The following is a 24,068-nucleotide window of genomic DNA, read 5'->3' as shown; positions in this document are numbered from 1 at the left end:
GAGCAAGAAGCCCGCACTTCTCCCGTTCGAGCATCCCACCGCAATCCTGGCCAGAAGGAACGACCGCCCTCCATCAACAGGGGATTAATTACCTGCCCCAGAAGACATCAAGACTGTTTCAACTCTTATCGGCTATTGGCACAACACTTGCGCATTACGAGTCGGCGAGCAAGCTACCGATAGAGAGAACCACACATGGGCATAACGATTGAGACCGTTCGCGTCAGGCAAGCTGGCAACAAGCCTGACAACACGGGCTATGGACGCGTTGACAGCAACTATGCGATCGGAAAATACGAAATCACCATCAGTCAATACACCGCCTTCCTGAATGCAGTCGCCACCAGCGACCCCTATCGCCTCTACAACCCAACCCTGATGACCAACCCCATCAATGGGGGAATCACACGGTCAGGAAGCGATGGCAGCTACATCTACACGCCAATTGCAGGCACGGATCAACTGCCAATTACCGGGGTGAGCTGGTTTGATGCCGCGCGTTTCGTGAACTGGCTGGATAACGGCCAACCCAGTGGTCCAAGCAGTGCACAAACCACCGAAGATGGCACTTACACACTAAACGGCGCGACCAACGGGTTGTCCACCTCAAGAAACCCGATCAATCCCAACACGAACGCATCTCCCCTATATGCGATTCCCACGGAAGACGAGTGGTACAAAGCCGCCTTCTTCAAACCCAATCGCAAGCACAAGGAAGGAAACTACTACCGCTATGCAACGCAGAGCAATAAAGCTCCCGGCAATAAGATCGGCAGTGAGTCGAATCAAGTCAACTACATTCTGGACGCCAATGGCTTTTACTCAGTCACCCAGCAACCTTTCGTCAACAACAATCAGAACTACCTGAGCCCGGTCGGGAGCTATTCAGCATCCGAAGGCCCCTTCGGAACTTTCGACCAGAATGGTGGCGTCTGGGAAGTTCTGGACAATGGCGGCGTGAACCGAAGCGATGTCCCCCTGCGTGGAGGAGCATGGACGTCGCTTGCCAGTCTTTTGCAATCGGGCTACAGCATCGCCGCAGCCACGGAAAGCGAGGCGGTCAACGCTGGCTTTCGCATTGTCCAACTCCCCGGCAAGCAGACGCCCGAAAGAGGGCGGCCGACTGGCCAGTCCACGCGCAGACTCGCACCATCCAGCCAGGACATATCTCCATCCCAAAAGCCTTTGCAAACCAATGGGATTGAGCTTGATCTGATCACAGTTGGCAACCCAAATAATCCGGCCGATCCACTCACAGGCTTTGGCAGAGTCACCGACACCTTTCAAATCAGCACTAACGTCATCACGATTGGCCAATACACCACATTCCTCAATGCGGTTGCAAAACGAGACAGAAACAACCTGTTCAATCCAATGATGCAGCGCGACCTCAACATCGCCGGCATCGAGCGCCTGGGTCAGCCAGGCAAATACAAGTACCGCACGATCAACAACGATGGCGAGAGCGCTGATCGGCCGATCACCTATGTGAGCTGGCTCGATGCAGCGCGGTTTGCAAACTGGATGAGCAACGGCCAACCTTCTGGCCCTCAAAACAACAAAACAACAGAAAACGGAGCCTACAACCTCAAGCAGAACAAAAGCCAAGCACCGGAACGGAACACCATCAATCCCAACACCGGCCAGGCGCCCTTCTTCTTTATTCCAACAGAAGACCAGTGGTACAAAGCCGCTTATTTCAGCCCTGAACTGAATGGCACTGGCGGCTATTACCTGTATGCAACCCAGAGCAATACATCACCCACGAGTACGCCCTCAACAGGAGGCAGCAACGAGGCCAACCTGGCCAATAACTTCATCTTGTACACCACACAATCCAAGGTCTACGACCCTCTGACGAACTATCTCACCGATGTGGGAACGTTCAGCCAAAGCAGGAGTTTTTACGGAACCACTGACCAGGCCGGCCTTGTCTACGAATGGAACGACCTGAACGCCACCACATCACCGCTTAGGGGCCTGCGCGGCGGCTACTGGTTCAGCGCTGGACAGTCAGCGGTGTCCACCACCTACTCCATCTCCACCATCGATCGGGAATCGAGCGATGCCGGGTTCCGGATAGCCGCTGTTGACCCACTAGCACTGATGGCCCCTTCCTCAGTGCCCATGGCCTGAGCTACTTCGCGCGCTGCTCAGCCCACCACCAAGCGCCGGAAGGTTTTCTTGCCCAGCTGCAGCACCTTGCCCTCCAGCTCCGCGGCGCTGCTGAATTCCTGGTTGGGATCGCTGAGCTTCTCGCCATCGAGCTTCACGCCGCCGCCCTGGATCTGGCGCCGCGCTTCGCTGCTGCTGGCGCAGATGCCCACCGCACTGAGCAGATAAAACGCCTTGGCCGGGAAGTTCACCTCAGCCAGCGAGGCTTCCGGCACCTCCGCATCGGCCGCGCCGCTGCCGCTGGCACCCCCCACCAGCTTGCCGGCATCAGCCTGGGCCTGTTGAGCTGCCGCATCGCCGTGGCGCTGGCGGGTGATTTCCAGCGCCATCGCCTTTTGGCGTTCGCGCGGGTTGGCCGGCAGGGCGTCGAGATCCAGATTGGTGAGCAGGGTGAGGTACTCCTCCACCGCCGCATCGGGCACCTTCTCGAGCTTGGAATACATCGAGAGGGGGTCGTCCGAGAGCCCCACGGTGTTGCCGAGGCTCTTGCTCATCTTCTGCACGCCATCGAGGCCCGGCAGGATCGGCAGCAACATCCCGAACTGGGTGCGCTGGCCGAAATGGCGCTGCAGATCGCGGCCCATCGCCACGTTGAACTTCTGGTCGGTGCCGCCGAGCTCGAGATCAGCCTGAATCGCCACCGAGTCGTAGCCCTGCAACAAGGGGTAGAGGAATTCGTGCAGGGAGATCGGGGTGCCCGAGCCGTAGCGGTTGGCGAAATCTTCTTTGGCCAGCATCTGGCCCACGGTGGAGATGCCCAGCAGCTCGATCACCTTCGGCAGATCGAGGGCCGCCAGCCACTCGCTATTGCGGCGCACCTCAAGCCGCCCGGGCGTTTCGAAATCGAGCAGGGCCCTGGCGGGATCCTGCCCCTGCCCGAGCTGGGCGAGGTAGGTGGCGGCATTGGCTTCCACTTGCTCCGCCGTGAGCTGCACGCGGGTGGCGCTCTTGCCGGTGGGATCCCCGATGCGGGCGGTGAAATCGCCGATGATCAGCACCGCCGCATGGCCCGCATCCTGGAAGGCCCGCAGCTTGCGGAACAGGATCGAGTGGCCCAGGTGGATATCGGAGCCGGTGGGATCGATGCCGAGCTTGATCCGCAGCGGCCGGCCTTCGCGCTCGGCCTCCGCCAGGCGCGCAGCCAGCTGCTGATCAGGATCCGTGGCAGCGCCCTCGGCCGTGCCCGCCGGGAACAGATCGGCCACGCCGCGCTCGATCCACTGCGGCAATCCCCAAGCACCCTTAGCCATCGCTGCCGCTGCTGTTCAGGGGCGGATCGTAGGCAGCGGGGTTCAGGCTTCTTTGTCGAGCTCGCTCTTCATTCGCTCCAGCGTGCGGTGCATCTGCTCGAACATCTGCTCGGGTGTCATGCCGAACTGGCCGAGCTGGGTGCGCAGCTGCTCCACGGTGAGCTTGGCCTGGAAGTCTTCCGAGAGCTCGAAGCGCTTCATGAACACGCGATAGCGGTCCATCAGCTCCTCCATCCGCTCGATGAACAGCTTCTTGCCCTCGCGATCGAACTTGCCGTACTCACCGCCCAGCTGCATCAGCTGCTGGTAGTCGCCGAACAGGCGCTTGGCTTCGTCCTGAACGATCTCGGAGTCGAAGAAGGCCATGGCGTCAAGGCGCACGCGCTCCAGCGAATTCTGCTGAACGCGGCGAAGGCTGACGAGTGCGGATCCACGTATCCCCCAGGCGGCGCGAAGCCTTGGCTGACGACAGAGCCAGCTCTGCGCACAGTTGAAACAGCCGCGCCCTGCCGACTTGGACTTCACGCCTCTGATCGAGGAGGTGCGCACCCATGTGGAGCGCGGAAATCAGCTGATGGAACCGCACCGGGTGGTCGCCGCCATGGGCAGCCGCCTGGCCCTCAGCCTGTTGGTCAGCGCCATCCGTCCTGGACATCAACTGGTGGGCGCCGCCACCTGCGAACCCGTTGCTCTCAAGTTGCTGAAGGCCAAGGAGGCCGACCTTTTGCTCTGCACCGACCGCCTTGAGCAGGGAAATGGCGGCTCCCTCGTGGCCGCCGCGAAACGACAGGATCCAGCGCTCAGCGCCGTGATGGTGGTCACCCAGCCCAGACGGCTGATCACCATTCGCCGGGCCGTCGAGGCCGGCTGCGACGGCGTTTGCCTCGAATCGCAGATCGGCCGTGGCACGGTGGCCCTGGCCCTGACCACCGTGAGCGCGGGGGCGGCCTATACGGAGAAAGGCCTCTACAAGCAGTATTTCGAGGGCTATTCCGGCATCGGGGATGCACCGCTGGCCCAACTCACCGACCGCGAGGTGGAGGTGCTGCAACGGATAGCAGCCGATGCCACCAACCAGGAGATCGCCGCCGCCCTCTTCATCAGCGCGGAAACCGTGAAGAGCCATGTGGCACAGATCTTCCACAAACTGGGGGCCCGAAGCCGCCTCCACGCCGCTGTGAAAGGCATCCGTCTCGGCTTGGTGGAGTGGCCGGAAGATCGTTAAGGTCGGACAACTGTGCTTTTGCCGCCGCCGCCATGGCCCGTGGCCACTGGTTGGATCCGCTCGCCCGCAGCCTGCTGGAGGCCACCGGGCAACTGCCGCGCCGGCCCCAAGCGACTCCATCGCCAGAGCCAGCTCCAGCTGCCTTCGAAGCGGCAGCCAGCGACGAGGCCTTGGAGCGCGATCTACTGGAGCTGAAGCTCCGCCAGGATCCGCAGCGCCGCCTGCAGGATCCTGGCGAGGCCCAGCGCGCCGCCGCCCTGGGCTGGCGGTTGGATGTGAACCGCGCCAGTGCCGATGACTGGCTGCGACTGCCGGGGATCACCGCAGCCCAGGTGGATCTGCTGGTCCGCCTGCAGCGCGGTGGCGTGCAGCTCAGCGGCCTCGACGATCTGGAACGGTTACTGGAGCTGCCTCGCAGCCAGGTGATGGCCTGGGAACCCCTGCTGCTGTTTCGCTGGTATGGCGACGGAGCCCCTCACAGCACCAGTTCGAGAGCTGTGGACCTCAACCATGCCAATGCGACAGCCCTGGAGCGAGAGCTGCCGCAGCTGGATGCAGCACGTCGCGCGCGGCTGCTGCGGGAACGCCAACGGGCACCATTCACCGATCTGGCCGACCTACAGCAGCGCTTGCAGTGGCCTCCGGCCTTGGTGGAAGAACTGATCGGCAAGGTGCGCTTCGGCCAGGGCCCTGCCGGACCGCAATTACCCCGTTCGGCCTGAGCCCATGGCGAGCGGTGCATCACCCAGACAGGGCGACCTGTTCGCCCAACCCCTTGGTGGCGCAGGCTCGCCCCAGGATCTCCCCCTGCAGGAGCATCAGCTGCGGGAGTGGCAGCAACGCTTGCTGGACTACCAGCAACCGCGCTTCATCGCTGTGGCAGAAGGCCGCAGCGTGGCAGCCGGCCAGATCAACCTGCTCGATGGCGCCGTGGTGGGCCCGGCCGCCACGGTCCAGCGGCTGGATCCCCTGGCACTGGCCCCCCAGCATTTGCAGTTCTGGCGCTGGCCGGAGGCCAGCAACAGCGGCGCCGCCCTTTATTTCGTGATCGATCGCCCCCCCCACCTCAACGGCAGCCTCCTGCTTTATGTGGGGGAAACAGCCCAGGCGGATCGGCGCTGGAAGGGCGAGCACGACTGCAAGAGCTACCTCGCCGCCTATGGCGATGCCCTCCAGCAGGTGGGCCTTGGCAGTCAGCTGAGCATTCGCTTCTGGAGCGATGCCCCCACGGCGGTTCGTCCGCGGCGGGCCCTGGAGCAGGCCCTGATTCGCCACTGGCTGCCTCCCTTCAACAAAGAAACGCGGGGCCGCTGGGCCACCCCCTTCACCGCCGATTCCTGCTGATCGCCCTACCATCGCCGCCATCTGAACCGCCGAGATGGTCGCCGACATCCGTTGCAGCACCGCCACCCTTGCCAGCTGGAGCGGCGAGGCGCTGGCGGTGGGCCTGTTCAGCGGCGAAGCGGGAGAGACCAGCCGCAGCCAACTGCTGGAGCGCTTCGGTGCTGCTGTGGCCAATCGGCTCGAACAACGCCGCTTCAAGGGCAAACCGGGTGAAAGCCTGAGCATCGATTTGCTCGGCCAAACGCCAAGCCTGCTGGTGCTGGTGGGCCTCGGTGCACCCGCCGACTTCGACCCCGAACAGCTGCGCCATGCTGCCGCCACCGCCAGCAAGAGCGCGGCCACAGCCGGCGCCAGCCAACTCGCGCTGGCGATGCCGGTGGAAGGCCTGGCTGCTGAGGCCGCCGCTGCGGCCATGGCTGAAGCGGTGCGACTGAGCCTCTACAGCGATCAGCGCTTCAAAAGCGAATCCGATCCCTCACCCCAGCTGACTCAGGTGGAGCTGCTGGGGCTGGCGGAAGCGGCTCAGGGCGCGGTGAACAGCAGCAGCGCCATCTGCAGCGGCGTGGAGTTGGCCCGTGAGCTGGTGGCGGCCCCACCCAATGTGGTGACCCCGGCCGCCCTGGCCGACACCGCTGCCGACATCGCCCGCGCGTATGGGCTAGAGCTCAAGGTGCTCGAGCGCAGCGACTGCGAAGCGCTCGGCATGGGCTCTTACCTGGCGGTGGCCCAGGGCTCGGATCTACCGCCCAAGTTCATCCATCTCACCTACCGGCCCCAGGGCACAGCCGAACGCCGCTTGGTGCTGGTGGGCAAGGGTCTGACCTTCGATTCCGGCGGCTACAACCTCAAAACCGCTGGCTCCCAGATCGACATGATGAAGTACGACATGGGCGGCAGCGCGGCGGTGCTGGGTGCCATGCGTGCCATCGCCGAACTGAAACCGGCGGGCGTGGAGGTGCACATGATCGTGGCCGCCTGCGAAAACATGATCAGTGGTGGAGCGATTCACCCCGGCGCCATCGTGACCGCCTCCAACGGCAAAACGATCGAGATCAATAACACCGATGCCGAAGGGCGCCTCACCCTGGCGGATGCCCTGGTGTACGCCTGCAAGCTGGAACCCGATGCGGTGGTGGATCTGGCCACCCTCACCGGCGCCTGCGTGATCGCCTTGGGCGAGGAAATCGCTGGGTTGTGGTCGCCCTGTGATCCCCTGGCCCAGGGGCTGATCGACGCCGGCGCCCAGGGCGGCGAATCCATCTGGCGGATGCCCCTGCGCGCCTCCTATCGCGCTGGCCTCAAGAGCGGCCTGGCCGATATGAAGAACACCGGCCCCCGCCCCGGTGGCTCGATCACCGCCGCTCTCTTCCTTCAAGACTTCGTGGCTCCCGAGGTGGCCTGGGCCCACCTGGATATCGCCGGCACGGTCTGGAGCGACAAAGGCCGGGGCCTAGATCCCGCCGGCGCCACGGGCTATGGCGTGCGCACCCTGGTGAACTGGGTGCAAGCGGGGGGGCCCGCCTAGGCTGGCTCCAATCGACCGACCCAGCACGACTCCATGGCCGTTCGCAAGATCCGCTGGTTCGTGAAAGCACAAATCGGCGTGCTACTGCTGCCCGCCGGTTTGTGTCTGTTCGGAGAAGCCGTGCAGCGCCGCACGTTGCAAACCCTGGGCCAAGCCCATGGGCCCTGGTTCTGGTACGGGACCCTCAGCCTGGTGGCCATCGTGGCGGGCGTGGGCTTGATGGTGGAAAGCGGTCTGCTGCGTGGCTATCCGGGGCAGCAGAAGCCCTAAGCCGCCGTCGCGAGGCGATTGGGTTTGGGATTGGAGCCCCGCAGCACATCCCGGGGTGATTCGAGGGCGTGAATCTGCCAGCGGGCACGCTCACCGAACTGTTCGAGCAAGCGATCCAGATCATCGGAAGCCTGCTTGGGGCTCTCATAGGGCCCAACGTGACGGGTGACGAGTCCATCGCGAATCGTCAGCAGATACATACACACACCTCCGCTCGCGTCAGATCAACGCTAAGTGACTCTGCCGAGAGAAAAAAGGGCGGAAACCCGCTCCACCACTCAAAAACAGGCCAAAAGGGCCGCAGGGGTCTTCAGCTTTTCCTTCGAATTGCCCGGCCGGACCGGACGACTGACAGGTCAGGGAGCAGACACCCATGGGGAGCGGCTGCGTGCGTTCGATCCCCAGAGCTGATCCAGGCGCCGATCACGGCCGCAAGCCCAGCGGTAGTAGTTGTATTTCACGCTGTTGCGCTCGGCGTAATCCTGGTGATAGCCCTCCGCCGGCCAGAAACGGCTGAGGGGCTTGATCTGCACCCGGATCGCCGAGACCGGCTTGCCCAGCTCCTGAGCCGCGGCCTTGCGGCTCGCCTCGGCCTGCTGCTTCTGCGTTGCTCCCTCGGTAAAGATCACCGGCCGGTAGGAACTGCCGCGATCACAGAACTGACCGCCGCCATCCAGCGCATCCACATTGCGCCAGTAGGCCCGCAGCAGGGTGGGGTAGCTGATCTTGGCGTTATCGAAACGCACCTGCACCACCTCCTGGTGACCGGTGCCACCGCCACTCACCTGGCGATAGGTGGGGTTACGAAGGCTGCCACCGCTGTAGCCACTCTCCACACTCAGCACCCCCGGCAGCTTTTCGAGGTCATGCTCAAGGCACCAGAAACAGCCCCCAGCCAGCACCGCCTCCTCCACAGCTGCGTGGGCCGGCGCCAACGGCCAGAGCAGCAGCAGCCCAGCCATCAGAAGAGGAACAACGCGCTTGATCAAGCGGAAGCAGCCGGAGGAAGAGCATCCAGGATGGCAGCGGCGGCACGGCGGGTGACGCCCGGCTCCCCCAGGGCCAAACGCAAGCGCTGATAGCCCTCGGCGACCCGTTGTCGGGCCTGGGGGTCATCAAGCAGCGGCAGCGCCTCACGCACCACGGCCTCAGCGTTGAATGCATCCTGGAGCAGTTCGGGCACCAGCCGCTCCTGCAGCACCAGGTTCACCGGCGAGATGTGATCAACCTGGAAATGCAGCAGATGCTGGGCCACCCAGGCGGTGGGCCGGCTGACGCGATAAGCCACCACCTGGGGGACCCCCCGCAGGGCCAACTCCAGGTTCACAGTGCCCGACTTATTCAGCGCCAGATCCGCCGCAGCGCAGAGGATGGGGCGCAACGCATCGGCTTGAGCGGCGGGCACCACGGTGGCCTGCACGCCCGCCTCCGCCAGCATGGCCTCGAGCACGGGCTCAAAGGCTGCCTGCCCCGCCGGCACCATCACCCGCAGCCCGGGGCAGCGGCGTTGCAGCTCAGCCGCGGCAGCGGCCAGGGGTGGCAGCAGGTAGCGCAGCTCCTGCTTGCGTGAGGCCGGCAACAGCAGGAGCAGGCGCTCATGGGGTTCCAGCCCGAGCTGGGAGCGCGCCGCCTCGCGGCTGGGAAGGTCGGTCAGGGTATCGAGCAGTGGGTGACCCACCCAGGTGACCTGGGCGCCACGGGCGGCATAGAAGCGCGCCTCCTCGGGAAAGATGGCCAGGATTCGATCGGTGAAGCCGATCAGCCGAGTCGAGCCGCCCTCCCCCACGCGGAAAGCCCACTCCTGAGGGGCGATGTAATACAAAATCGGCACCCGAGGGAAGCGTCGCTTCACCTTCAGGCCCAGGCGCACATTGGCACCCATGTAGTCGATCAGCACCAGCGCATCGGGGGGATGGCGTTTCAGCCAACGGCTCAACCGGCGCTGCACCTGCAGGGTGGGCAGCACCAAGGGGAGGGCTTCCCACAGGCCAATGGAGCCCATCGGGGTGGTGTCGGCCAACAGGGTGGCTCCCGCTTGAGCCATGCGCGCCCCACCGAGGGCGGCAATCTCCAGGGGCAGCTGGCGCCGCTGGGCCTCCTCCCGCAAGGCAGCCACGAGTAGCCCACCCTGCAGATCACCGGAGACTTCACCGGTGCTGATCAGCAGCCGCTTCATGAACGGCCAGCAGGCAGCGGACCGCGGCGACCGGGACCAATGGACGCTTCCAGGAAGCTCACCAGCGTTTCAGCGGGCGGGAAGAGCGTCTGCTGACGCACCTGTTGCAGCGCATCGGCCAGCACCGCGTCGCTGCGGTAGAGCTCTGCCCACACCTGCTGCAACTGCTTGGCCTGGGCACCGCCATCGAGCTCGGCCAAGCCGCTGCGTTTGATGCCGATGCGGTTGAGCCCCCGCAAACGGCCAGGGTGGCCTTCCACGATCGCGTAGGGCGGCACATCGCGATCGATGCGGCTCATGCCTCCCACCATCGCCATCGTGCCGATGTGCACGAACTGGTGGATCCCGAGCACGCCACCAATGATGGCGCGATCGCCGATCACCACATGGCCGGCCACCGCCACACCATTGGCGATCACGATGCGGTCACCCAACAGACAGTTGTGGCCGAGATGGCTGTAGGCCATCAGCAGATTGCCGCTACCGATCCGGGTCTGCTCACCGTCATGGGTGGCCCGGTTGATGGTCACGCACTCGCGGATGGCGTTGTCATCACCGATCACCACCTCGGTGGACGCACCGTTGTACTTGAGGTCTTGGGGTTCAGCACCAATGCAGGCCCCGGGAAAGATGCGGTTGCCGCGGCCCATCCGCACCCGCCCATCGAGCACCACGTGGGGGCCGATGCGACTGCCGGCACCGATGCACACCTCAGGGCCCACCACCGCATAGGGGCCGATGTCCACATCCGCATCGATCTGGGCGCGGGGATCTACCACCGCCGTGGGATGAATCCTGGTTTCGCCGGTGTTGGTTTCCATGGCGAGAGACGACATCACGGCGCGGCTCAGTCCACCAAGGAGAACATCAGCTCTCCGGCGCAGACCAGTTCCCCATCCACCTTCGCCTCAGCCTTCACCTTGCCGAAGCGCTGGCGCTTGAGGCTGAGCAGTTCACAGCTGATCACCAGCTGATCACCGGGCACCACAGGCCGGCGAAAGCGCACACCATCGATCCCGGCAAACACAAACAAGCCCTTCGGGAGATCCGGCATCTGGGTGACGATCAGACCACCGACCTGGGCCATGGCTTCCACAATCAGCACACCGGGCATCAACGGCCGCCCCGGGAAATGCCCCTGAAATTGAGGCTCGTTGAAGGTCACGTTCTTGATCGCCACAGCCCGCTTGCCCGGCTCATGCTCAATCACCCGATCCACCAGCGCGAAGGGATAGCGATGGGGCAGCAAACCCTGGATCTGCTCACTGGTGAGCACCGGTGCCGTTGCTGAGGGGGTAGCAGTCAAGGGGGTCAGTTCGAAGAAACCAGGGCGGCCGCCAGGGCCGTGTGCAACCCGTGGGAGCCGCGGAAGGCGAACACCTGGGCCTGGGGCAGCCCCGCTAAGGCGAGATCCCCCAACAGGTCAAGGAGCTTATGGCGCACCGGTTCATCGGCAAAGCGCAGGGGCGGGTTCACCCAGCCGTCGCCATCACATACCAAGGCGTTATCAAGGGCGCCGCCTTTGATCAGGCCCGCCGCCAGAAGCTGCTCCACCTGGTGCTTGAAGCCAAAGGTGCGCGCCGGTGCAATCTCCTGCACAAACGCCTGGGGTGTGAGCTCCAAGCTGTAGAGCTGGCGCCCGATGGCGGCCTGGGGAAACTCAATTGCTGCGGCCACCCGCAAGCACTCCGAGGGAAGGGCCGTGGCGAAGCTCTGGCCCTGCTGCAGAGTGATGGGGGCAGCCAGCACCGGCGCCTGAGCGCGTGCAGCCAGAGGCTTGAGGCCCACTTCGGCAATCGCCTCCACCCAAGGCTGGGCTGAGCCATCCATCAGAGGAATTTCAGGGCCATCCACCAGCAGCAGCGCTGAGGTGATGCCCACCCCAGCCAGGGCCGCCAGGAGGTGCTCCACGGTGGCGAGGCGCCGCTGATCAAGCTGCAGAGCCGTGCAGAGCTGGGTTTCGCACACCTGCTCGGGATGCAGGCGCTGGGGGGGAGCACTGGGGTCATCGAGCCAGGCCACCCAATAGCCCGGCTGCTCAAACGGCTCCAACCGCAGCCGCGCGGTAGCCCCGCTGTGGAGCCCCACGCCGGAGCGCTCCACCGCTGCTGCCAGGGTCCAGGCCTGGGAGTAATCGCTGGGCCAGATGCTCACGCTGCTGCTCAGAACTTCCAACCCACACCGAGGTTGAAACGCCACTGACCGGTGAAATCCCGGCTCGCCACTTCCAAACGCAGCGGACCCACAGGAGTGGTCACGATCAGACCCGTACCCACCGAGAAGCCCTGACCAGGCTTTAGCAACAGCTCTCCTGGATTACCCGGAACATTGGCCTGGCTACCAAAACTAGTACCTCCGTCAAGAAAAACCTCGCCACTGATAATACTGAAAATCGGGAAACGATATTCAATTGTTGCCTCGCCAAAGCTCTTTCCTACACCCAGATCACAATCAAAGTAACCACGAACCGAGTTAGATCCCCCAAGACAGAAAGCTTCGTACGTCGGCAACTGTCCGACGTTTGTTCCAGCGGTCACCTGAAAAGCCAAAGCCTGCTTGCAGTCTTCTTTTTGCCCGGGCTTCGGCCGACAGCCTTTGTAGAATTTCAACCAGTTTACAGGGATGTAATATGTGTAGCTCGCGCGAAGACGATTAAATGTAGGAGAATCCTCTCCAATCGAGATAAACTGCTCTGTACCAAGACTGAGAAAATTACCAGACGTTGGATTGCGAGGATCGTTAAGGTTGTTCATCGTAGCGGCCACGCGAACCCCGACAAGCTGATTCTTAGAAGCGCAGTTAAAAGCGATACAGATAACGTCTTTAACCTGAGCTCTTCCCTTACGAAGCCCATTGGTACTGACCCCATAAGGCATCGACTCGCCACCGAAGTTCAATGGCGTCACTTCTTGACCACTAAATCCAACAACAACATTCCAAACAGCTCGCTTGAACGGGTTACCGCCGTTCAAAGGCCGCACAAACTGAACGTTACCCCCGATACGCTGAATAGCGATTGAATTGTTGTCAAGGTCAAACCAGTTAAGACCCGGATCAGCCTTTTCAGCCTTGGAAATTGATCCAAACGACGTGCCCGTAGGATTATTTTTGCTATTTATATTATAAGCAGTTGCGTTGGCAGGAGCCTTAAAGAATCCATTCGAAACATCAGAGACGGTATTAATAGTTCCATTATCTTGACTTTGGAATATCTGAGGCACCTCTCTGCTAAAGAAGACTCGCGCCCTGAAGGCTGTTCGGTACTTATCGCCTTTGATCCAGGGGTCTGTAAAAGAAACGTCCCCAAGCCCACCAAACTGACCATAAGTGAAGTTCACTGCCAGATCCCAAGCTCGCCCTCGCAGATTGCTGTCCTGCAGTTGCACCTGACCAAAAACGCCCTGAGCCTGGCTGTAACCCAATCCACCAGAGAGAGAACCAGTTGACTGCTCGACAATGCCGAGCACGATGGTCACTTCGCCGGGGTTCCCTGCCACAGGGCGCAGGGTCACCTTCACGTCGCCGAACAGGCCAGTGCCGTAGAGGCGCTTGATGTCGTCTTCGAGCTGGCGGCGATTGAAGGTATCGCCGGGCTTGATCGACACCTCACGGGTCACCACCCAGGGCTTGGTTTTGCCGCGAATGGGCTGGCCCTTGTCGTTGGTGGCTTCGCCCTCCTTGTTGAGGAACTGCACCTCCACGCCGGCCACGGTGCCCTCGCGCACCTGCAGCAACACCACACCTTCCGGGCTCACCCGGGTGGGACCACTCACCCGAGCCAGGGAATAGCCCTGATCGGCATACCACTTCTGAAGCTCACCGATGCGGGCCTGCAGGGTGTTGAGGTTGAGGGTCTTGCCGTAATCGGCCGCGAAGATGTCCGGGATCAGGGAGGGGGGCATCTTCGTTTTCGGCCCGATGCCCTCGAGCTCCACCTCGGTGAGCACCGGGTTGGGCACCACCGTCACCACCAACTGCACCCCCAACGGGCCATCCACCGGCTGGATGCGCACATCGGAGAACCAGCCGCTGGCGTAAATCGCCGAGAGATCGTTCTGCAGCTCGCTGCGGGTCACCTGGGTGCCAGGCCGGGTCGCCATGGCGTCGTACACGGCAATCTCGAGGCGCTCCTGCTCGGGGTGGCCCTCGATGCCCTTGACCACCACCTCGCTGATCAGCACCTTCGGCTCAGGCTTGGCCGGCGGAGCGATGCTCTCCGCCGGCGGACTCGCCTCAGGCGTGGCTGATGGTGCGGCCTCCTGCTCCTGGGCCAGGGCCGGAGCACCAGCCAGCAGGATGGCGGCCAACCCGAGGGAGCCACGAAGGCGCAGCGCGCGGCTCAAACCGTGAGGGGTGGCGACCATGAATCCAGCAAGAGTGCGGACAAGCCGCAAATTCCGCCGAACTTACTTGCCCGAACGGGGTGAAGGACAGGCGCCTTGGACCCGTTTGAGAACCTCCCCGTAGGCCTCCACCACACCGCCGAGGTCCTGGCGGAAGCGGTCTTTATCGAGGATGCGATCGCTGGCATCACTCACCTGCAGATCCCAGAGCCGGCAGGTGTCGGGGCTGATCTCATCGGCCACAACCAGGGCTCCATCGGTGGTGAACCCCAGCTCGATCTTGAAATCCACCAGCTGCAGAGCGATCCCGGCGAAGAACTGGCGCAGGCAGCTGTTCACGGCCATGGCCAGGCGCTCCAGCTCCTGGCGCTGGGCCGGTGTCAGCAACCCCAACCGCTCCAAACGGGCATCGGTGAGCAGAGGATCCCCGAAGGCGTCGTCCTTGTAATAGAGGTCGAGCAGGGGAGGATCGAGGGGTGTGCCCGGCTCTATTGGCATCTGCTTGCACAGAGAGCCGAAGGCCGTGTTCCGCACCACCACCTCCACCGGCACGATCTGCACCGGACGCACCAGCATCCAGTTGGGCTCCTGCAGCGCCAGGTAGTGGGTGGGGATGCCTTCGCGCTCTAGCAGCTCAAACAACCGCGCCGAGATCTGACAATTGAGCTCGCCCTTGCCCGCCAACTGGGCTTTTTTCAGGGCGTTGAAGGCCGTGGCGTCGTCTTTGTATTCCACCGCCACCAGATCGGCCTGATCGGTGGCGAACACCCGCTTGGCCTTGCCCTCATAGAGCAGCGATCCAAGGCTGTAGCTGGTCATGGCTGCGGCGGACGGGGTGAAGCGGTGGAGGGAGTGGCGAGCAGTACGGCGGCATGACCGCCGGGGCCACGGGGGCTGCGCAGCTGTTGCTGCAGCTCCGCGGTGCGCTCACTCTGTTCAGGATCCTGCCGTGCCAGCTGCCAGGCGCTGTAAGCGTCATCAACCCGTTGGCTGAGGCGCTCCAGGCGTTCGCGGGGGCGACTGGCCTCCACACCTTCCGCCACCAGCAGGGCCCGCTGCTGCTCGAGCAGCTCAATCGCCAGACCCCAGGCCTCCGCTGCTGCCGCCTGATCCAACGCCCGCTCCAGCAGCTGGTCACGCTCCTGCAAGGGCATCTGGTTCAGCAGCGCCACAGCCTGCTTCAGCCGCTCGGCCATCGGCTTGCCGGGCATCTGACCCGCCAGCAGCGCCGCGGCGGCATCACGGCGGCGACCCAGCACCAACAGATGATCGGCATACACATCCAGGCCTGGGCGGGTGGCGATCGTGCCGTCGTCGCGGAGCTTGAGCGGTAGGGCGAGGGTTTCCAAGCTGGCGGCATTGCCCTTGGCCAGCTCCTCCAGCGTTTCCGCCGCCAGGCCATGGTGAAGTCCGGCCTGGGCCGCCCGCCAGCGCTGCACCAACCATTGATCCCGTTCCAGCCCCGGCTCGGGACTGAAGCGATTGAGCACCAGCAGCGCCGCATCCGGCGCACGGCAACTGAGCAAGGCATTGGCATTCACCAGCACCGTTTGAAAGGGCTGGGGCGCTGGAGCCATCGCCAACAAGCGGGCCTGCAGCAGCTGCAGGCGTTTGGTGAAGCCAAAGCCATCGGCTTCCACACAGGCCTGGTTCAGGGCCGCCAGGTCGCCCTTCACCAGCAGCTCCTGGAACTGCACCTCCGGCATGCTGCCGGGCACAGGCGGGGCTGAGGGCCCGGGATCGGGCACCGGCGCCTTGGGTTCAAAAAAGCCGCCGATCACCCGCAGGATGAACAGCTCCTGCTGCGCCAGGGCGGGACTGGCGCCGAGCCAGGCTGTCAGCGCTAGCAACAGCGGCAGGGCCCAACGCAGCCTCAAGCGGGTCACCACCGGCGTGTAAAGAAGGGATGGCACCAGCGGCAGTCCTCTTGGCCTCAACCTAGGGGAGTCAGCTGGAGTCAACACCGTTTCAAGCTGCCCCATGAGCACTGCCACCCCCGGAGTGAGCCCTGCCCACGTGCTCGTGGTGGGTGGTGGTGGCCGCGAGAACGCCCTGGCCTGGGCCCTGAACCGCAGCCACGGCGTGAAGCAGGTGTGGGTGAGCCCCGGCAATGGCGGCACCCAGGAGCTGGAGGGGTGCCAGCAGCTCAGCATCGCTGAACACGACCACGACGGCCTGCTGGCGGCCTGCCGGGAGCACGGCGTGGAGCTGGTGGTGGTGGGTCCGGAGGCTCCCTTGGCCGCAGGCCTGGCCGACAAGCTTCGCGCCGCCGGCTTCCCCGTGTTTGGCCCCGGCGCTGACGGCGCTCAGCTGGAGGCCAGCAAACAGTGGGCCAAGGCGCTGATGGTGGAGGCCGGAGTGCCCACGGCCGGCTACTGGAAGGCCAACAGCCGCGAGGAGGCCCTGGCCGCCCTGGAAGCCCAGGACAAGCCGCTGGTGGTGAAAGCCGATGGTCTGGCGGCCGGCAAGGGCGTCACCGTGGCCGAAACGCTTGAGGAAGCCCGCAGCGCCATTGAGGAGATCTTCGAAGGCCGCTTCGGCGCCGGCGCTTCGCTGGTGCTCGAGGAGCGCACCCACGGTCCCGAGGTGTCGGTGTTCGCCCTTACCGATGGCGAGCGCATGGTGCTGCTGCCCCCCGCCCAGGACCACAAGCGCATCGGCGAAGGCGACACCGGACCCAACACCGGCGGCATGGGTGCCTATGCACCGGCACCGCTGCTCGATGCCGCGGGGCTCGAGCAGGTGCGCCAGCTGGTGCTGGAGCCCACCCTGGCGGCCTTGAACAGCCGCGGCATCCGCTACCAGGGGGTGATCTATGCGGGCCTGATGCTCACCGAACACGGCCCCAGCGTGATCGAGTTCAACTGCCGTTTCGGCGATCCGGAATGCGAAACGCTGATGCCCCTGCTGGGGCCTGAATTGGCGGCCGTGCTGCTGGCCTGTGCCAACGGCAGCCTGGATCAGGCTCCGGCCCTAAGCATCGCCCCCCTGTGCAGCGCCTGCGTGATCGCCGCCGCCCAGGGTTACCCGGGCGAGATCCGCAAGGGCGATGCGATCACCACCACGCTCCAACCCGCCAACGATCTGCAGCTGTTCCATGCCGGCACCCAGCGCCAGGCCGATGGCCGCTGCCTCAGCAGCGGTGGGCGCGTGCTGGCGGTGGTGGCCCAGGCCGACACCTTTGACAACGCCTTCGAGCGGGCTTACACCGGCCTGGCTCAGGTGCAGTTCGAGGGGATGACCTTCCGCCGCGACATTGGCCATCAGGTGCGCAGCCGATGAGCTGGTGGCAGCGGCTGGCCCGCTGGTGGGCTGAATTCAGCCTGCAAACCAAGCTGCTCGCTGCGGCCACCTTGGTGGTGAGCCTGGTGATGGCGGGCATCTGCTTTTTTGCCCTCAATGGCATTCAGGCGGATGTGCGCATGAGCGACACCCGCTTCGCCCGCGATCTGGGCCTGCTGCTGTCTGCCAACGTGACCCCCCTGGTGGCGGAAGGCAACGACCGCGAACTGGCGGCGGTGGCCGAACGCTTCTGGAAATCGAGCCGGAGCCTTCGCTACATCTTTTTCGCCGATCCCGACGGGGTGATCTACCTCGGGATCCCGATCAGCGGCAGCAGCGGCGGCAGTGAACTGCTGCTCAGCCGCCGGCTAGAGCTACCGGCCGATCTGGCCCGCCGTCCCCAGAACCCCCTGATCCGCCAGCACCTCAGCCCGGATGGACAGGTGACGGATGTGTTCGTGCCGCTGGTGGCCGGCGATCGCTACCTGGGCGTGCTGGCCCTGGGCATCAACCCCAACGAGGCCGCCCTGGCCAGCGCCGCCCTCAGCCGTGAGGTAACGGTGGCGGTATTCATCTCGATCTGGGTGCTGGTGATCCTGGGGGCGGTGTTCAACGCCCTCACCATCACCCAACCGGTGAAGGAGCTGCTTCGGGGTGTGCGCTCCATCGCCAGCGGCGATTTCGAAGCCCGCATCGCCCTGCCGGTGGGCGGTGAACTCGGCGAACTCCTGGAAGGCTTCAACGACATGGCCTCCCAGCTCGAGGCTTACAACGAAGCGAACATCGAAGAGCTCACCGCCGCCCAGGTGAAGCAGCAATCGCTGATCGCCACCATGGCCGATGGCGCCCTGCTGCTCGATGCCGAAGGCCGGGTGGTGCTGGTGAATCCCACCGCCCGCCGGCTGTTCCGCTGGGAAGGCCGCAAGCTGGAAGGGGCGCTGGTGGGGCAGGAACTGCCGGATGTGCTGGCCATGGAACTGCAAACGCCCCTGGAAACGCTGCTGAGCGGGGAGCGCGACAGCAGCGATGTGCGCTGCAGCTTTGGCGAACCAGCCCGCACCTTGCGCATCGTGCTGCAGTCGGTGCGGGATGTGAGTGGCGAGAGCCTCAAAGGCATCGCCGTCACGGTGCAAGACCTCACCCGCGAGGTGGAGCTGAATGCAGCCCAGAGCCGTTTCATCAGCAATGTGTCGCACGAACTGCGCACGCCACTGTTCAACATCAAGAGCTACGTGGAAACCCTCCACGACCTCGGCGATCAACTGAGCGAAGAAGACCGCAAGGAGTTCCTCGCGATTGCCAACGCCGAAACCGATCGCCTCACCCGCTTGGTGAACGATGTGCTCGATCTCTCCCGGCTGGAGAGCGATCGCACCTGGAGCATGGAGCCTGTGGAGCTGCGTCCGGCCATGGAACAAACCCTGCGCAACTACCGCCTCAATGCTCAGGACAAGGGAGTGGAGCTCTCGCTGGAGGTAGACGAGCAGCTGCCGCGGGTACGGGGCAACTGGGATCTGTTGCTGCAGGTGTTCGACAACCTGGTGGGCAATGGCCTCAAGTTCACCGCCAGCGGCGGACGCTTGATGCTGCGGGCCTACCCCTGGCCCGACACCTGCCTGATCGACCCCAGCACCGAAGCCACGGGTGACAGCCCCACCTGCGCACTCACGGCACCGCTGCCACGCCTACGGGTGGAAATTGCTGACACCGGATCCGGGATTTCCCGCGAAGACCAGCAGCGCATCTTTGAGCGCTTCTACCGGGTGGAGAATGCCGTGCACACGGAAGTGGGCACGGGCCTCGGTCTGTCGATCGTGCGCGGCATCCTCGAGAAGCACGGCACCCAGGTGCGCATGGTGAGCGAGCTGGGGGTAGGCACCACTTTCTGGTTCGATCTGCCCCTGGAGCAGGCCGACGACAGCGAGCTGCGCATCGAGGCCGAGCGTGCCAGCCGCAGCCTGGAGCTGATCTAGAGGCTGGGGATTACAGGCGCTCGTCGCTGGTGACGCCCTGAACGATGCGCGACAGCTCACTGCGCTCATCGGTGTTGATGCGGTGGGGCACACCGCTGATGATCCGCTCGAAGTTGGAGAAGGAATCTTTGATCTCAGGGCCATTGCCCGTGATCATGAACTCGCGGATGCCCTTGTCGTGCCAGGAGCCGCGCATCTTGAACACGTTCAAGGCGCGGGCCATCTCACCGCGGATCTCCACGTATTGCAGCAGCAGGATCGTGTCGGTGATCGTGGAGATGTGGGAATCGGTGATCGAGTGGCTGCCCATGAACTCCTCGGAGGTGTTCGTGAAGAAGCCGGCGATCTCCTCCTGCTTGGCATAACCGGTCACACCGATCACGAACTGGCGGAAGGCGTTGTGACTCACCCCACGGGCCAGCGCTGAGAGCGAATCGATCGCCATGCGCGAGGGCTTGAACTGGCCGATCTCGGTTTTGATGATCTGCAGGTGATCCTCAAGGCCGTGGATTCGGGATAGGCGCAGATGATCTTGAGCAGACCATCGCGCTCCATCTGCTCGAAATCGATGCCCCAGCTGGTGGCGTTGCGCAGCAGCTGAGCCCGCGACTCCTCGTAGGCAAACAGGATCGCCCGCTCCTTGTTGGCGCAGGCGTTCTCAACAAACTTGCTCACCAGCAGGGTCTTGCCCGTGCCGGTGGCGCCGGTGGCCAGGATGATCGAATCCTTGAAGAAGCCGCCGCCGCACATCTCATCGAGCCGCGGCACCCCGGAGCTCACGCGCACATTCGAACTGCGCTGGGTGAGGCGCATCGCCCCCAGCGGGAAGATGCTGATGCCGTGGGACCCCATCGTGAAGGGGAATTCCCCCTTCATGTGGGTGGTGCCGCGCAGCTTGAGGATCTCCACGGTGCGGCGGCGCCGCTCCCCTTCGAGCACGTTGCGCAGAATCACCACGTTGTCGCTCACGAACTCCTCCACCCCATAGCGGGCGATCGGGCCGTATTCGTCGATGCGCTCGGTGGTCATCACCGTGGTCACACCGATTTCCTTCAAGCGCGCGATCAGGCGGAAGATCTCCCGGCGCACCACCGACACGGCGTCGTATTGCTGAAACACGGCAGTGATCGAATCGATCGCCACCCGGCGTGCCTTGTATTTGCGGATCGCGTAGTTGATGCGCTCGATCAGGCCGGAGAGATCGAAGCTGCCCGCTACATCCTGACCTTCTGGATCGGGCGACGCATCGAGCAGGAAGAGCTTGTCCTGCTCCACCATTTCCTGCAGGTTCCAGCCGAAGCTGGCGGCGTTGCGGAGGATATCGAGCGGCGACTCTTCAAAGGTGACGAAGATCCCGGGCTCATCAAACTGCCGAATCCCATTGTAAAGAAAATTCAGCGAGAACACCGTCTTACCGGTACCGGAGGTGCCGCTGATCAGCGTGGAACGCCCGATCGGCAGGCCACCCTGACAGATGTCATCAAACCCCTCGATCCCGGTGGGCAGCTTCTGCACCGAGGAGAGAGCATGGTTGGTGGCGGAGGGGTCCTGCATGGAACGGGTTGGCCTGAAGGAAATCTAGAGGGGTCTTCGTGAATGAACAGGGGTGATCACGCACTGCTGCGTTGCGGCTAAAGCAATCCGCCTGGGTCCTCCTCCTCGCCATAGGGTTCGCTCAAAGCCTCATCGCTGAGCTCCTCGTAGAGAAGATCGAGGCCGATCAACACCCGCTCCCGATCCGAGAGATCACCGATGATCCGGCGCACCGGTGGCGGCAGAATCTTGGCCAGGGTGGGGGTCGCGAGGATCTTGTCCTCTTCCGCCAGCTGCGGATTCTTCAGCACATCAATCACCTTGAGGGCATAGACCCCTTGGAACTCGGTATCGAGAATGTTGCGCAGGGTCTTGAGCGCCCGCATCGAGTTGGGCGTGTTACCTGCCACATACAGCTTGAGGATGTAGGTCTTGCGCGGGCTCATCTAGATCACCTCCTGAGATGGGGATTGGCTGGCTTCCTCGGATGATTCGGAACCTCCAAGGGGCAAATCGGGAGGCACCGAGCGGCGGTACATCTCACAGAGATGGGCCATGACATCGAGCAGGGCGAGGCGATAGTCCTGAAGGAAGTCGTTCTTGTGCCCCTCCAGCTTGAGCTGCTTCCAGAAGGCGTCAATCAGATCGACGTGAAGCTCCACCACCTTGTTGATCGGTAGATCACAGAAGAAGGCGGAGTGCACGAAGCTCTCAATCGCCTGGTTGGCAGCGGCCGGATCGCGGAAGTAGCCGATCAGCACATCGCGGTAGCTGCGCTTGAGCGACCGCAGCAGCTCCTCGCGCTCCTCCTGAGGGAGATTGCGAAGGAACAGGGAGGGATCGCGTTTGTAAAAGACCCCCAGATAACCCAGCCGCCCCTTGAGACGATTGGGCAGACGCCAGCGCTCGGGCGTATCGGCCCCCGACCCTTCGCCCACCCCCGCCGACGTGGCCTGCATGCCGCGACGCAGAAAGCGCGACACCGCCGCATCCACGCTGTAAGCGATCTGCTCGAGCTGGTCCTGGGGGAGATGAACTTCAGCCTCGTGGTACTCCACGCGGCCGCTCACCTCGCCGATCACCACCGCAGGCAAGAGCAAGCCCTGCTGGCGCAGCTCCTCATAGACCTCGGGCGGGTGCACACCCTGCTGCAGCAGCACCACATCAAACCGTTCACGCTGCTGTTGCAGCTCTCGGATCGGATCAGCGAGAGAGCCGAGGTCCTCCAACTGATAGCGGCCACCCTTGAGCCAGCTGCGACAAGCCCGCTCCACGCGCGGATCCGGCAACAGCGAGGCAATCGTGAGGGCCGGCTGTGACATCCGCCGCGATCGGGGCCTGGCAACGCACCCAGTGTTGACGGGTCGGAGGGCAAAAGGGGAAGATCATTGTTTGTCTTTCGATTGCCGTGCGGCAGGCCGAAATGACAGGGCGTCCCTCCGGTCGCTCACGTCAGCCTGTCCACGCCCATAACGCCATGAGCACGACTCCCAGCACCGGTCCCTACGCCATCGTTGAGACCTCCGGCACCCAGGTGTGGGTTCAGCCCAACCGCTACTACGACCTCAACCGCATCAACGCTGAGGTCGAGAGCACCCTCACCCTGGAGAACGTGCTCCTGGTGAACGACGGCAAGGCCGCCAATGTGGGCCAGCCCTACGTGAAGGGCGCCACCGTGGAACTGCAGGTGATGGAGCATCGCCGCGGTCCCAAGGTGATCGTGTACAAGATGCGCCCCAAGAAGAAGACCCGCCGCAAGAACGGTCACCGTCAGGAACTGACCCGCGTGATGGTGAAGTCCATCAGCGTGGGCGGCAAAGCCCTGGCCTGATCAGCCGCAGCGTTCCTCAACCCAACTCTCCTCTGAACCATGGCCCATAAGAAAGGCACCGGCTCCACCCGCAACGGCCGCGATTCCAACTCCAAGCGCCTGGGCGTGAAGCGCTACGGCGGCGAAGCCGTCAACGCCGGCTCGATCCTGATCCGTCAGCGCGGCACCTCTGTGCTCCCCGGTGTGAACGTGGGCCGCGGTGCCGACGACACCCTGTTCGCCCTCGTGGATGGCGTGGTGAGCTTCGACACCATCAAGCGTGGCCTGCGCACCCGTAAGCGCATCAACGTGGCGGTCGGCTGAGTTCAGCTGCCAACCATCGCCTGAACCCTCAGGCCCTCAAGCCGGCGCCGTGGCGCCGGCTTTGTTGTGTGCGGGTGTGTGCCGCTTCAGAGCAACCGGTAGGCCCGGGTGGTGATCAAGAAGGGGTGAAACACCTCCAGAAATCGGCTCTGCAGCGTGCGGAAGAAGCACTCCACCAGTGCAGGGTCGTCGAAGTGGAAGGGGTATTCACCGTTGTGCCCCTTGAAGAAATACCAGTTCAGCAATGCCGTGGCCTCAGGCGTCATCCGAGCGGCGAACTGCTCCAGCTGCGCGCTCGGATCGTTGAGATGCTCCAGCACATCAAGGCACACGATCGTGTCGAAGTGGCTGGGCAGCTGAGGCGCGTCCAGATCCCGGAAACAGCGGAGCTTGTGCTGCAGCCCAAAGCGTTCAGCGCGCGCCTCCACGAAGCGGCGATTTTCAGGGTTGAGATCCACAAACCACACCGCCTCCACCTGGGGCAGTGCCGCCGCCCCGAGGGCATGGGTACCGATCCCGCCGCCGAAATCGAGCACGTGGCCGCGGGCGAACTGCTGCTGGAGCCTCAGTGTGTCGGCGATGTAGTCGGCGCTGCTGAGGTGCCAGGCAGCCAGCTCCAGCAAATGACCGGTGCCTACGGCCGTTTCATAGAAGGCCTCCGCCCGCTCCGGATCAAAAGCGCCGGGATGGGCAGCGGCCAAATCATCGACAGCCAGGGGCAGGCGCCGCTCCAGCTCCTGCAGCTCCATGGACAGGTGGTCGGCCAGCTGGCAGCGCAGATCAAAGCCTCCCGCGAGAAAGTGATCGAGGGAGAGGGTGGCGGTAGGGCTCATGGCTG

Annotated in this window: 24 protein-coding genes and 1 pseudogene; 10 read left to right on the top strand and 15 right to left on the bottom strand. The window is 63.7% G+C overall.

What is annotated here, in order from left to right:
- Positions 1-195: 195 nt before the first annotated feature.
- Positions 196-2,136, top strand: coding sequence for an SUMF1/EgtB/PvdO family nonheme iron enzyme (locus KUL97_RS00710; RefSeq protein ID WP_217794796.1), 1,941 nt, complete (start codon positions 196-198; stop codon positions 2,134-2,136).
- Between the two features lie 17 nt (positions 2,137-2,153).
- On the opposite strand, the gene tyrS is transcribed toward KUL97_RS00710, so the two are convergent.
- Positions 2,154-3,425, bottom strand: coding sequence for a tyrosine--tRNA ligase (tyrS, locus tag KUL97_RS00705; protein ID WP_217794794.1), 1,272 nt, complete (start codon positions 3,423-3,425; stop codon positions 2,154-2,156).
- A gap of 42 nt (positions 3,426-3,467) precedes the next feature.
- On the bottom strand, positions 3,468-3,791 hold the full coding sequence (locus tag KUL97_RS00700) for a DUF1825 family protein (RefSeq protein WP_217794968.1): 324 nt from the start codon (positions 3,789-3,791) through the stop codon (positions 3,468-3,470).
- A gap of 148 nt (positions 3,792-3,939) precedes the next feature.
- On the opposite strand from KUL97_RS00700, the gene KUL97_RS00695 reads away from it, so the two are divergent.
- Genes KUL97_RS00695 through KUL97_RS00675 form a run of 5 tightly spaced genes read left to right on the top strand, consistent with a single transcriptional unit; the run spans position 3,940 to position 7,789 of the window.
- Positions 3,940-4,650 (top strand): response regulator transcription factor, encoded by a 711-nt coding sequence (locus tag KUL97_RS00695; RefSeq protein WP_217794792.1) that lies wholly within the window; start codon positions 3,940-3,942, stop codon positions 4,648-4,650.
- Positions 4,651-4,682: 32 nt separating this feature from the next.
- Positions 4,683-5,372, top strand: a complete 690-nt coding sequence (locus KUL97_RS00690) for a hypothetical protein (RefSeq protein ID WP_217794790.1) — start codon at positions 4,683-4,685, stop codon at positions 5,370-5,372.
- A gap of 4 nt (positions 5,373-5,376) precedes the next feature.
- Entirely contained in the window at positions 5,377-5,994 is a 618-nt protein-coding gene (locus KUL97_RS00685) for a GIY-YIG nuclease family protein (protein WP_217794788.1), read from the top strand.
- A gap of 34 nt (positions 5,995-6,028) precedes the next feature.
- Positions 6,029-7,519: a leucyl aminopeptidase gene (locus tag KUL97_RS00680; protein WP_217794786.1), complete on the top strand. Its 1,491-nt coding sequence runs from the start codon at positions 6,029-6,031 to the stop codon at positions 7,517-7,519.
- Positions 7,520-7,552: 33 nt separating this feature from the next.
- Entirely contained in the window at positions 7,553-7,789 is a 237-nt protein-coding gene (locus KUL97_RS00675; RefSeq protein WP_217794784.1) for a hypothetical protein, read from the top strand.
- On the opposite strand, the gene KUL97_RS00670 is transcribed toward KUL97_RS00675, so the two are convergent.
- From KUL97_RS00670 to KUL97_RS00630, 9 genes are all read right to left on the bottom strand, one after another.
- Complete coding sequence (locus KUL97_RS00670) at positions 7,786-7,989, bottom strand: hypothetical protein (protein ID WP_217794782.1); 204 nt, start codon at positions 7,987-7,989, stop codon at positions 7,786-7,788. The two genes, KUL97_RS00675 and KUL97_RS00670, sit on opposite strands and share 4 nt — an antisense overlap.
- A gap of 156 nt (positions 7,990-8,145) precedes the next feature.
- The gene (msrA, locus tag KUL97_RS00665) at positions 8,146-8,751 is read right to left on the bottom strand and encodes a peptide-methionine (S)-S-oxide reductase MsrA (protein WP_217794781.1); all 606 of its coding nucleotides are present in this window, start codon (positions 8,749-8,751) and stop codon (positions 8,146-8,148) included.
- 23 nt (positions 8,752-8,774) lie between these two features.
- Positions 8,775-9,965: a lipid-A-disaccharide synthase gene (gene lpxB, locus KUL97_RS00660; protein ID WP_217794779.1), complete on the bottom strand. Its 1,191-nt coding sequence runs from the start codon at positions 9,963-9,965 to the stop codon at positions 8,775-8,777.
- Positions 9,962-10,801 (bottom strand): acyl-ACP--UDP-N-acetylglucosamine O-acyltransferase, encoded by an 840-nt coding sequence (lpxA, locus tag KUL97_RS00655; RefSeq protein WP_254896029.1) that lies wholly within the window; start codon positions 10,799-10,801, stop codon positions 9,962-9,964. The genes lpxB and lpxA overlap by 4 nt, the downstream gene beginning before the upstream one ends.
- Before the next feature lie 11 nt (positions 10,802-10,812).
- Entirely contained in the window at positions 10,813-11,271 is a 459-nt protein-coding gene (gene fabZ, locus KUL97_RS00650) for a 3-hydroxyacyl-ACP dehydratase FabZ (RefSeq protein ID WP_217794776.1), read from the bottom strand.
- A 5-nt stretch (positions 11,272-11,276) separates the two neighbouring features.
- On the bottom strand, positions 11,277-12,119 hold the full coding sequence (gene lpxC / locus KUL97_RS00645; RefSeq protein WP_217794774.1) for a UDP-3-O-acyl-N-acetylglucosamine deacetylase: 843 nt from the start codon (positions 12,117-12,119) through the stop codon (positions 11,277-11,279).
- Positions 12,120-12,127: 8 nt separating this feature from the next.
- Positions 12,128-14,329, bottom strand: a complete 2,202-nt coding sequence (locus KUL97_RS00640; RefSeq protein WP_217794772.1) for a BamA/TamA family outer membrane protein — start codon at positions 14,327-14,329, stop codon at positions 12,128-12,130.
- Between the two features lie 42 nt (positions 14,330-14,371).
- The gene (gene purC / locus KUL97_RS00635) at positions 14,372-15,127 is read right to left on the bottom strand and encodes a phosphoribosylaminoimidazolesuccinocarboxamide synthase (protein ID WP_217794770.1); all 756 of its coding nucleotides are present in this window, start codon (positions 15,125-15,127) and stop codon (positions 14,372-14,374) included.
- Positions 15,124-16,221 carry a hypothetical protein gene (locus KUL97_RS00630; RefSeq protein WP_368656043.1) on the bottom strand — a complete coding sequence of 366 codons (1,098 nt, stop codon included), beginning with the start codon at positions 16,219-16,221 and terminating at the stop codon, positions 15,124-15,126. Before KUL97_RS00630 ends, purC begins: the two co-directional genes overlap by 4 nt.
- 67 nt (positions 16,222-16,288) lie before the next feature.
- Between KUL97_RS00630 and purD the strand changes: the two genes are divergently transcribed.
- Positions 16,289-17,590 (top strand): phosphoribosylamine--glycine ligase, encoded by a 1,302-nt coding sequence (purD, locus tag KUL97_RS00625; RefSeq protein WP_217794768.1) that lies wholly within the window; start codon positions 16,289-16,291, stop codon positions 17,588-17,590.
- Positions 17,587-19,563 carry a two-component system sensor histidine kinase NblS gene (gene nblS, locus KUL97_RS00620; RefSeq protein WP_217794766.1) on the top strand — a complete coding sequence of 659 codons (1,977 nt, stop codon included), beginning with the start codon at positions 17,587-17,589 and terminating at the stop codon, positions 19,561-19,563. The genes purD and nblS overlap by 4 nt, the downstream gene beginning before the upstream one ends.
- A gap of 10 nt (positions 19,564-19,573) precedes the next feature.
- Here nblS and kaiC read toward each other — a convergent pair.
- From kaiC to KUL97_RS00605, 3 genes and pseudogenes are all read right to left on the bottom strand, one after another.
- Positions 19,574-21,117, bottom strand: a pseudogene (gene kaiC, locus KUL97_RS00615) (circadian clock protein KaiC).
- Positions 21,118-21,194: 77 nt separating this feature from the next.
- Positions 21,195-21,542: a circadian clock protein KaiB gene (kaiB, locus tag KUL97_RS00610; protein ID WP_217794764.1), complete on the bottom strand. Its 348-nt coding sequence runs from the start codon at positions 21,540-21,542 to the stop codon at positions 21,195-21,197.
- Complete coding sequence (locus KUL97_RS00605) at positions 21,543-22,418, bottom strand: circadian clock protein KaiA (RefSeq protein ID WP_217794762.1); 876 nt, start codon at positions 22,416-22,418, stop codon at positions 21,543-21,545.
- 155 nt (positions 22,419-22,573) lie between these two features.
- Between KUL97_RS00605 and rplU the strand changes: the two genes are divergently transcribed.
- Together rplU and rpmA are read left to right on the top strand one after the other, a co-directional pair.
- Entirely contained in the window at positions 22,574-22,927 is a 354-nt protein-coding gene (rplU, locus tag KUL97_RS00600) for a 50S ribosomal protein L21 (RefSeq protein WP_010310805.1), read from the top strand.
- 39 nt (positions 22,928-22,966) lie between these two features.
- Positions 22,967-23,230, top strand: a complete 264-nt coding sequence (rpmA, locus tag KUL97_RS00595) for a 50S ribosomal protein L27 (protein ID WP_010310807.1) — start codon at positions 22,967-22,969, stop codon at positions 23,228-23,230.
- 86 nt (positions 23,231-23,316) lie between these two features.
- On the opposite strand, the gene KUL97_RS00590 is transcribed toward rpmA, so the two are convergent.
- Positions 23,317-24,063 carry a bifunctional 2-polyprenyl-6-hydroxyphenol methylase/3-demethylubiquinol 3-O-methyltransferase UbiG gene (locus tag KUL97_RS00590; RefSeq protein ID WP_217794760.1) on the bottom strand — a complete coding sequence of 249 codons (747 nt, stop codon included), beginning with the start codon at positions 24,061-24,063 and terminating at the stop codon, positions 23,317-23,319.
- Positions 24,064-24,068: the final 5 nt, after the last annotated feature.

The organism is Synechococcus sp. HK05 (genome assembly GCF_019104765.1).
GTDB lineage: Bacteria > Cyanobacteriota > Cyanobacteriia > PCC-6307 > Cyanobiaceae > Vulcanococcus.
This window is presented reverse-complemented; position numbering and strand designations above follow the sequence as displayed.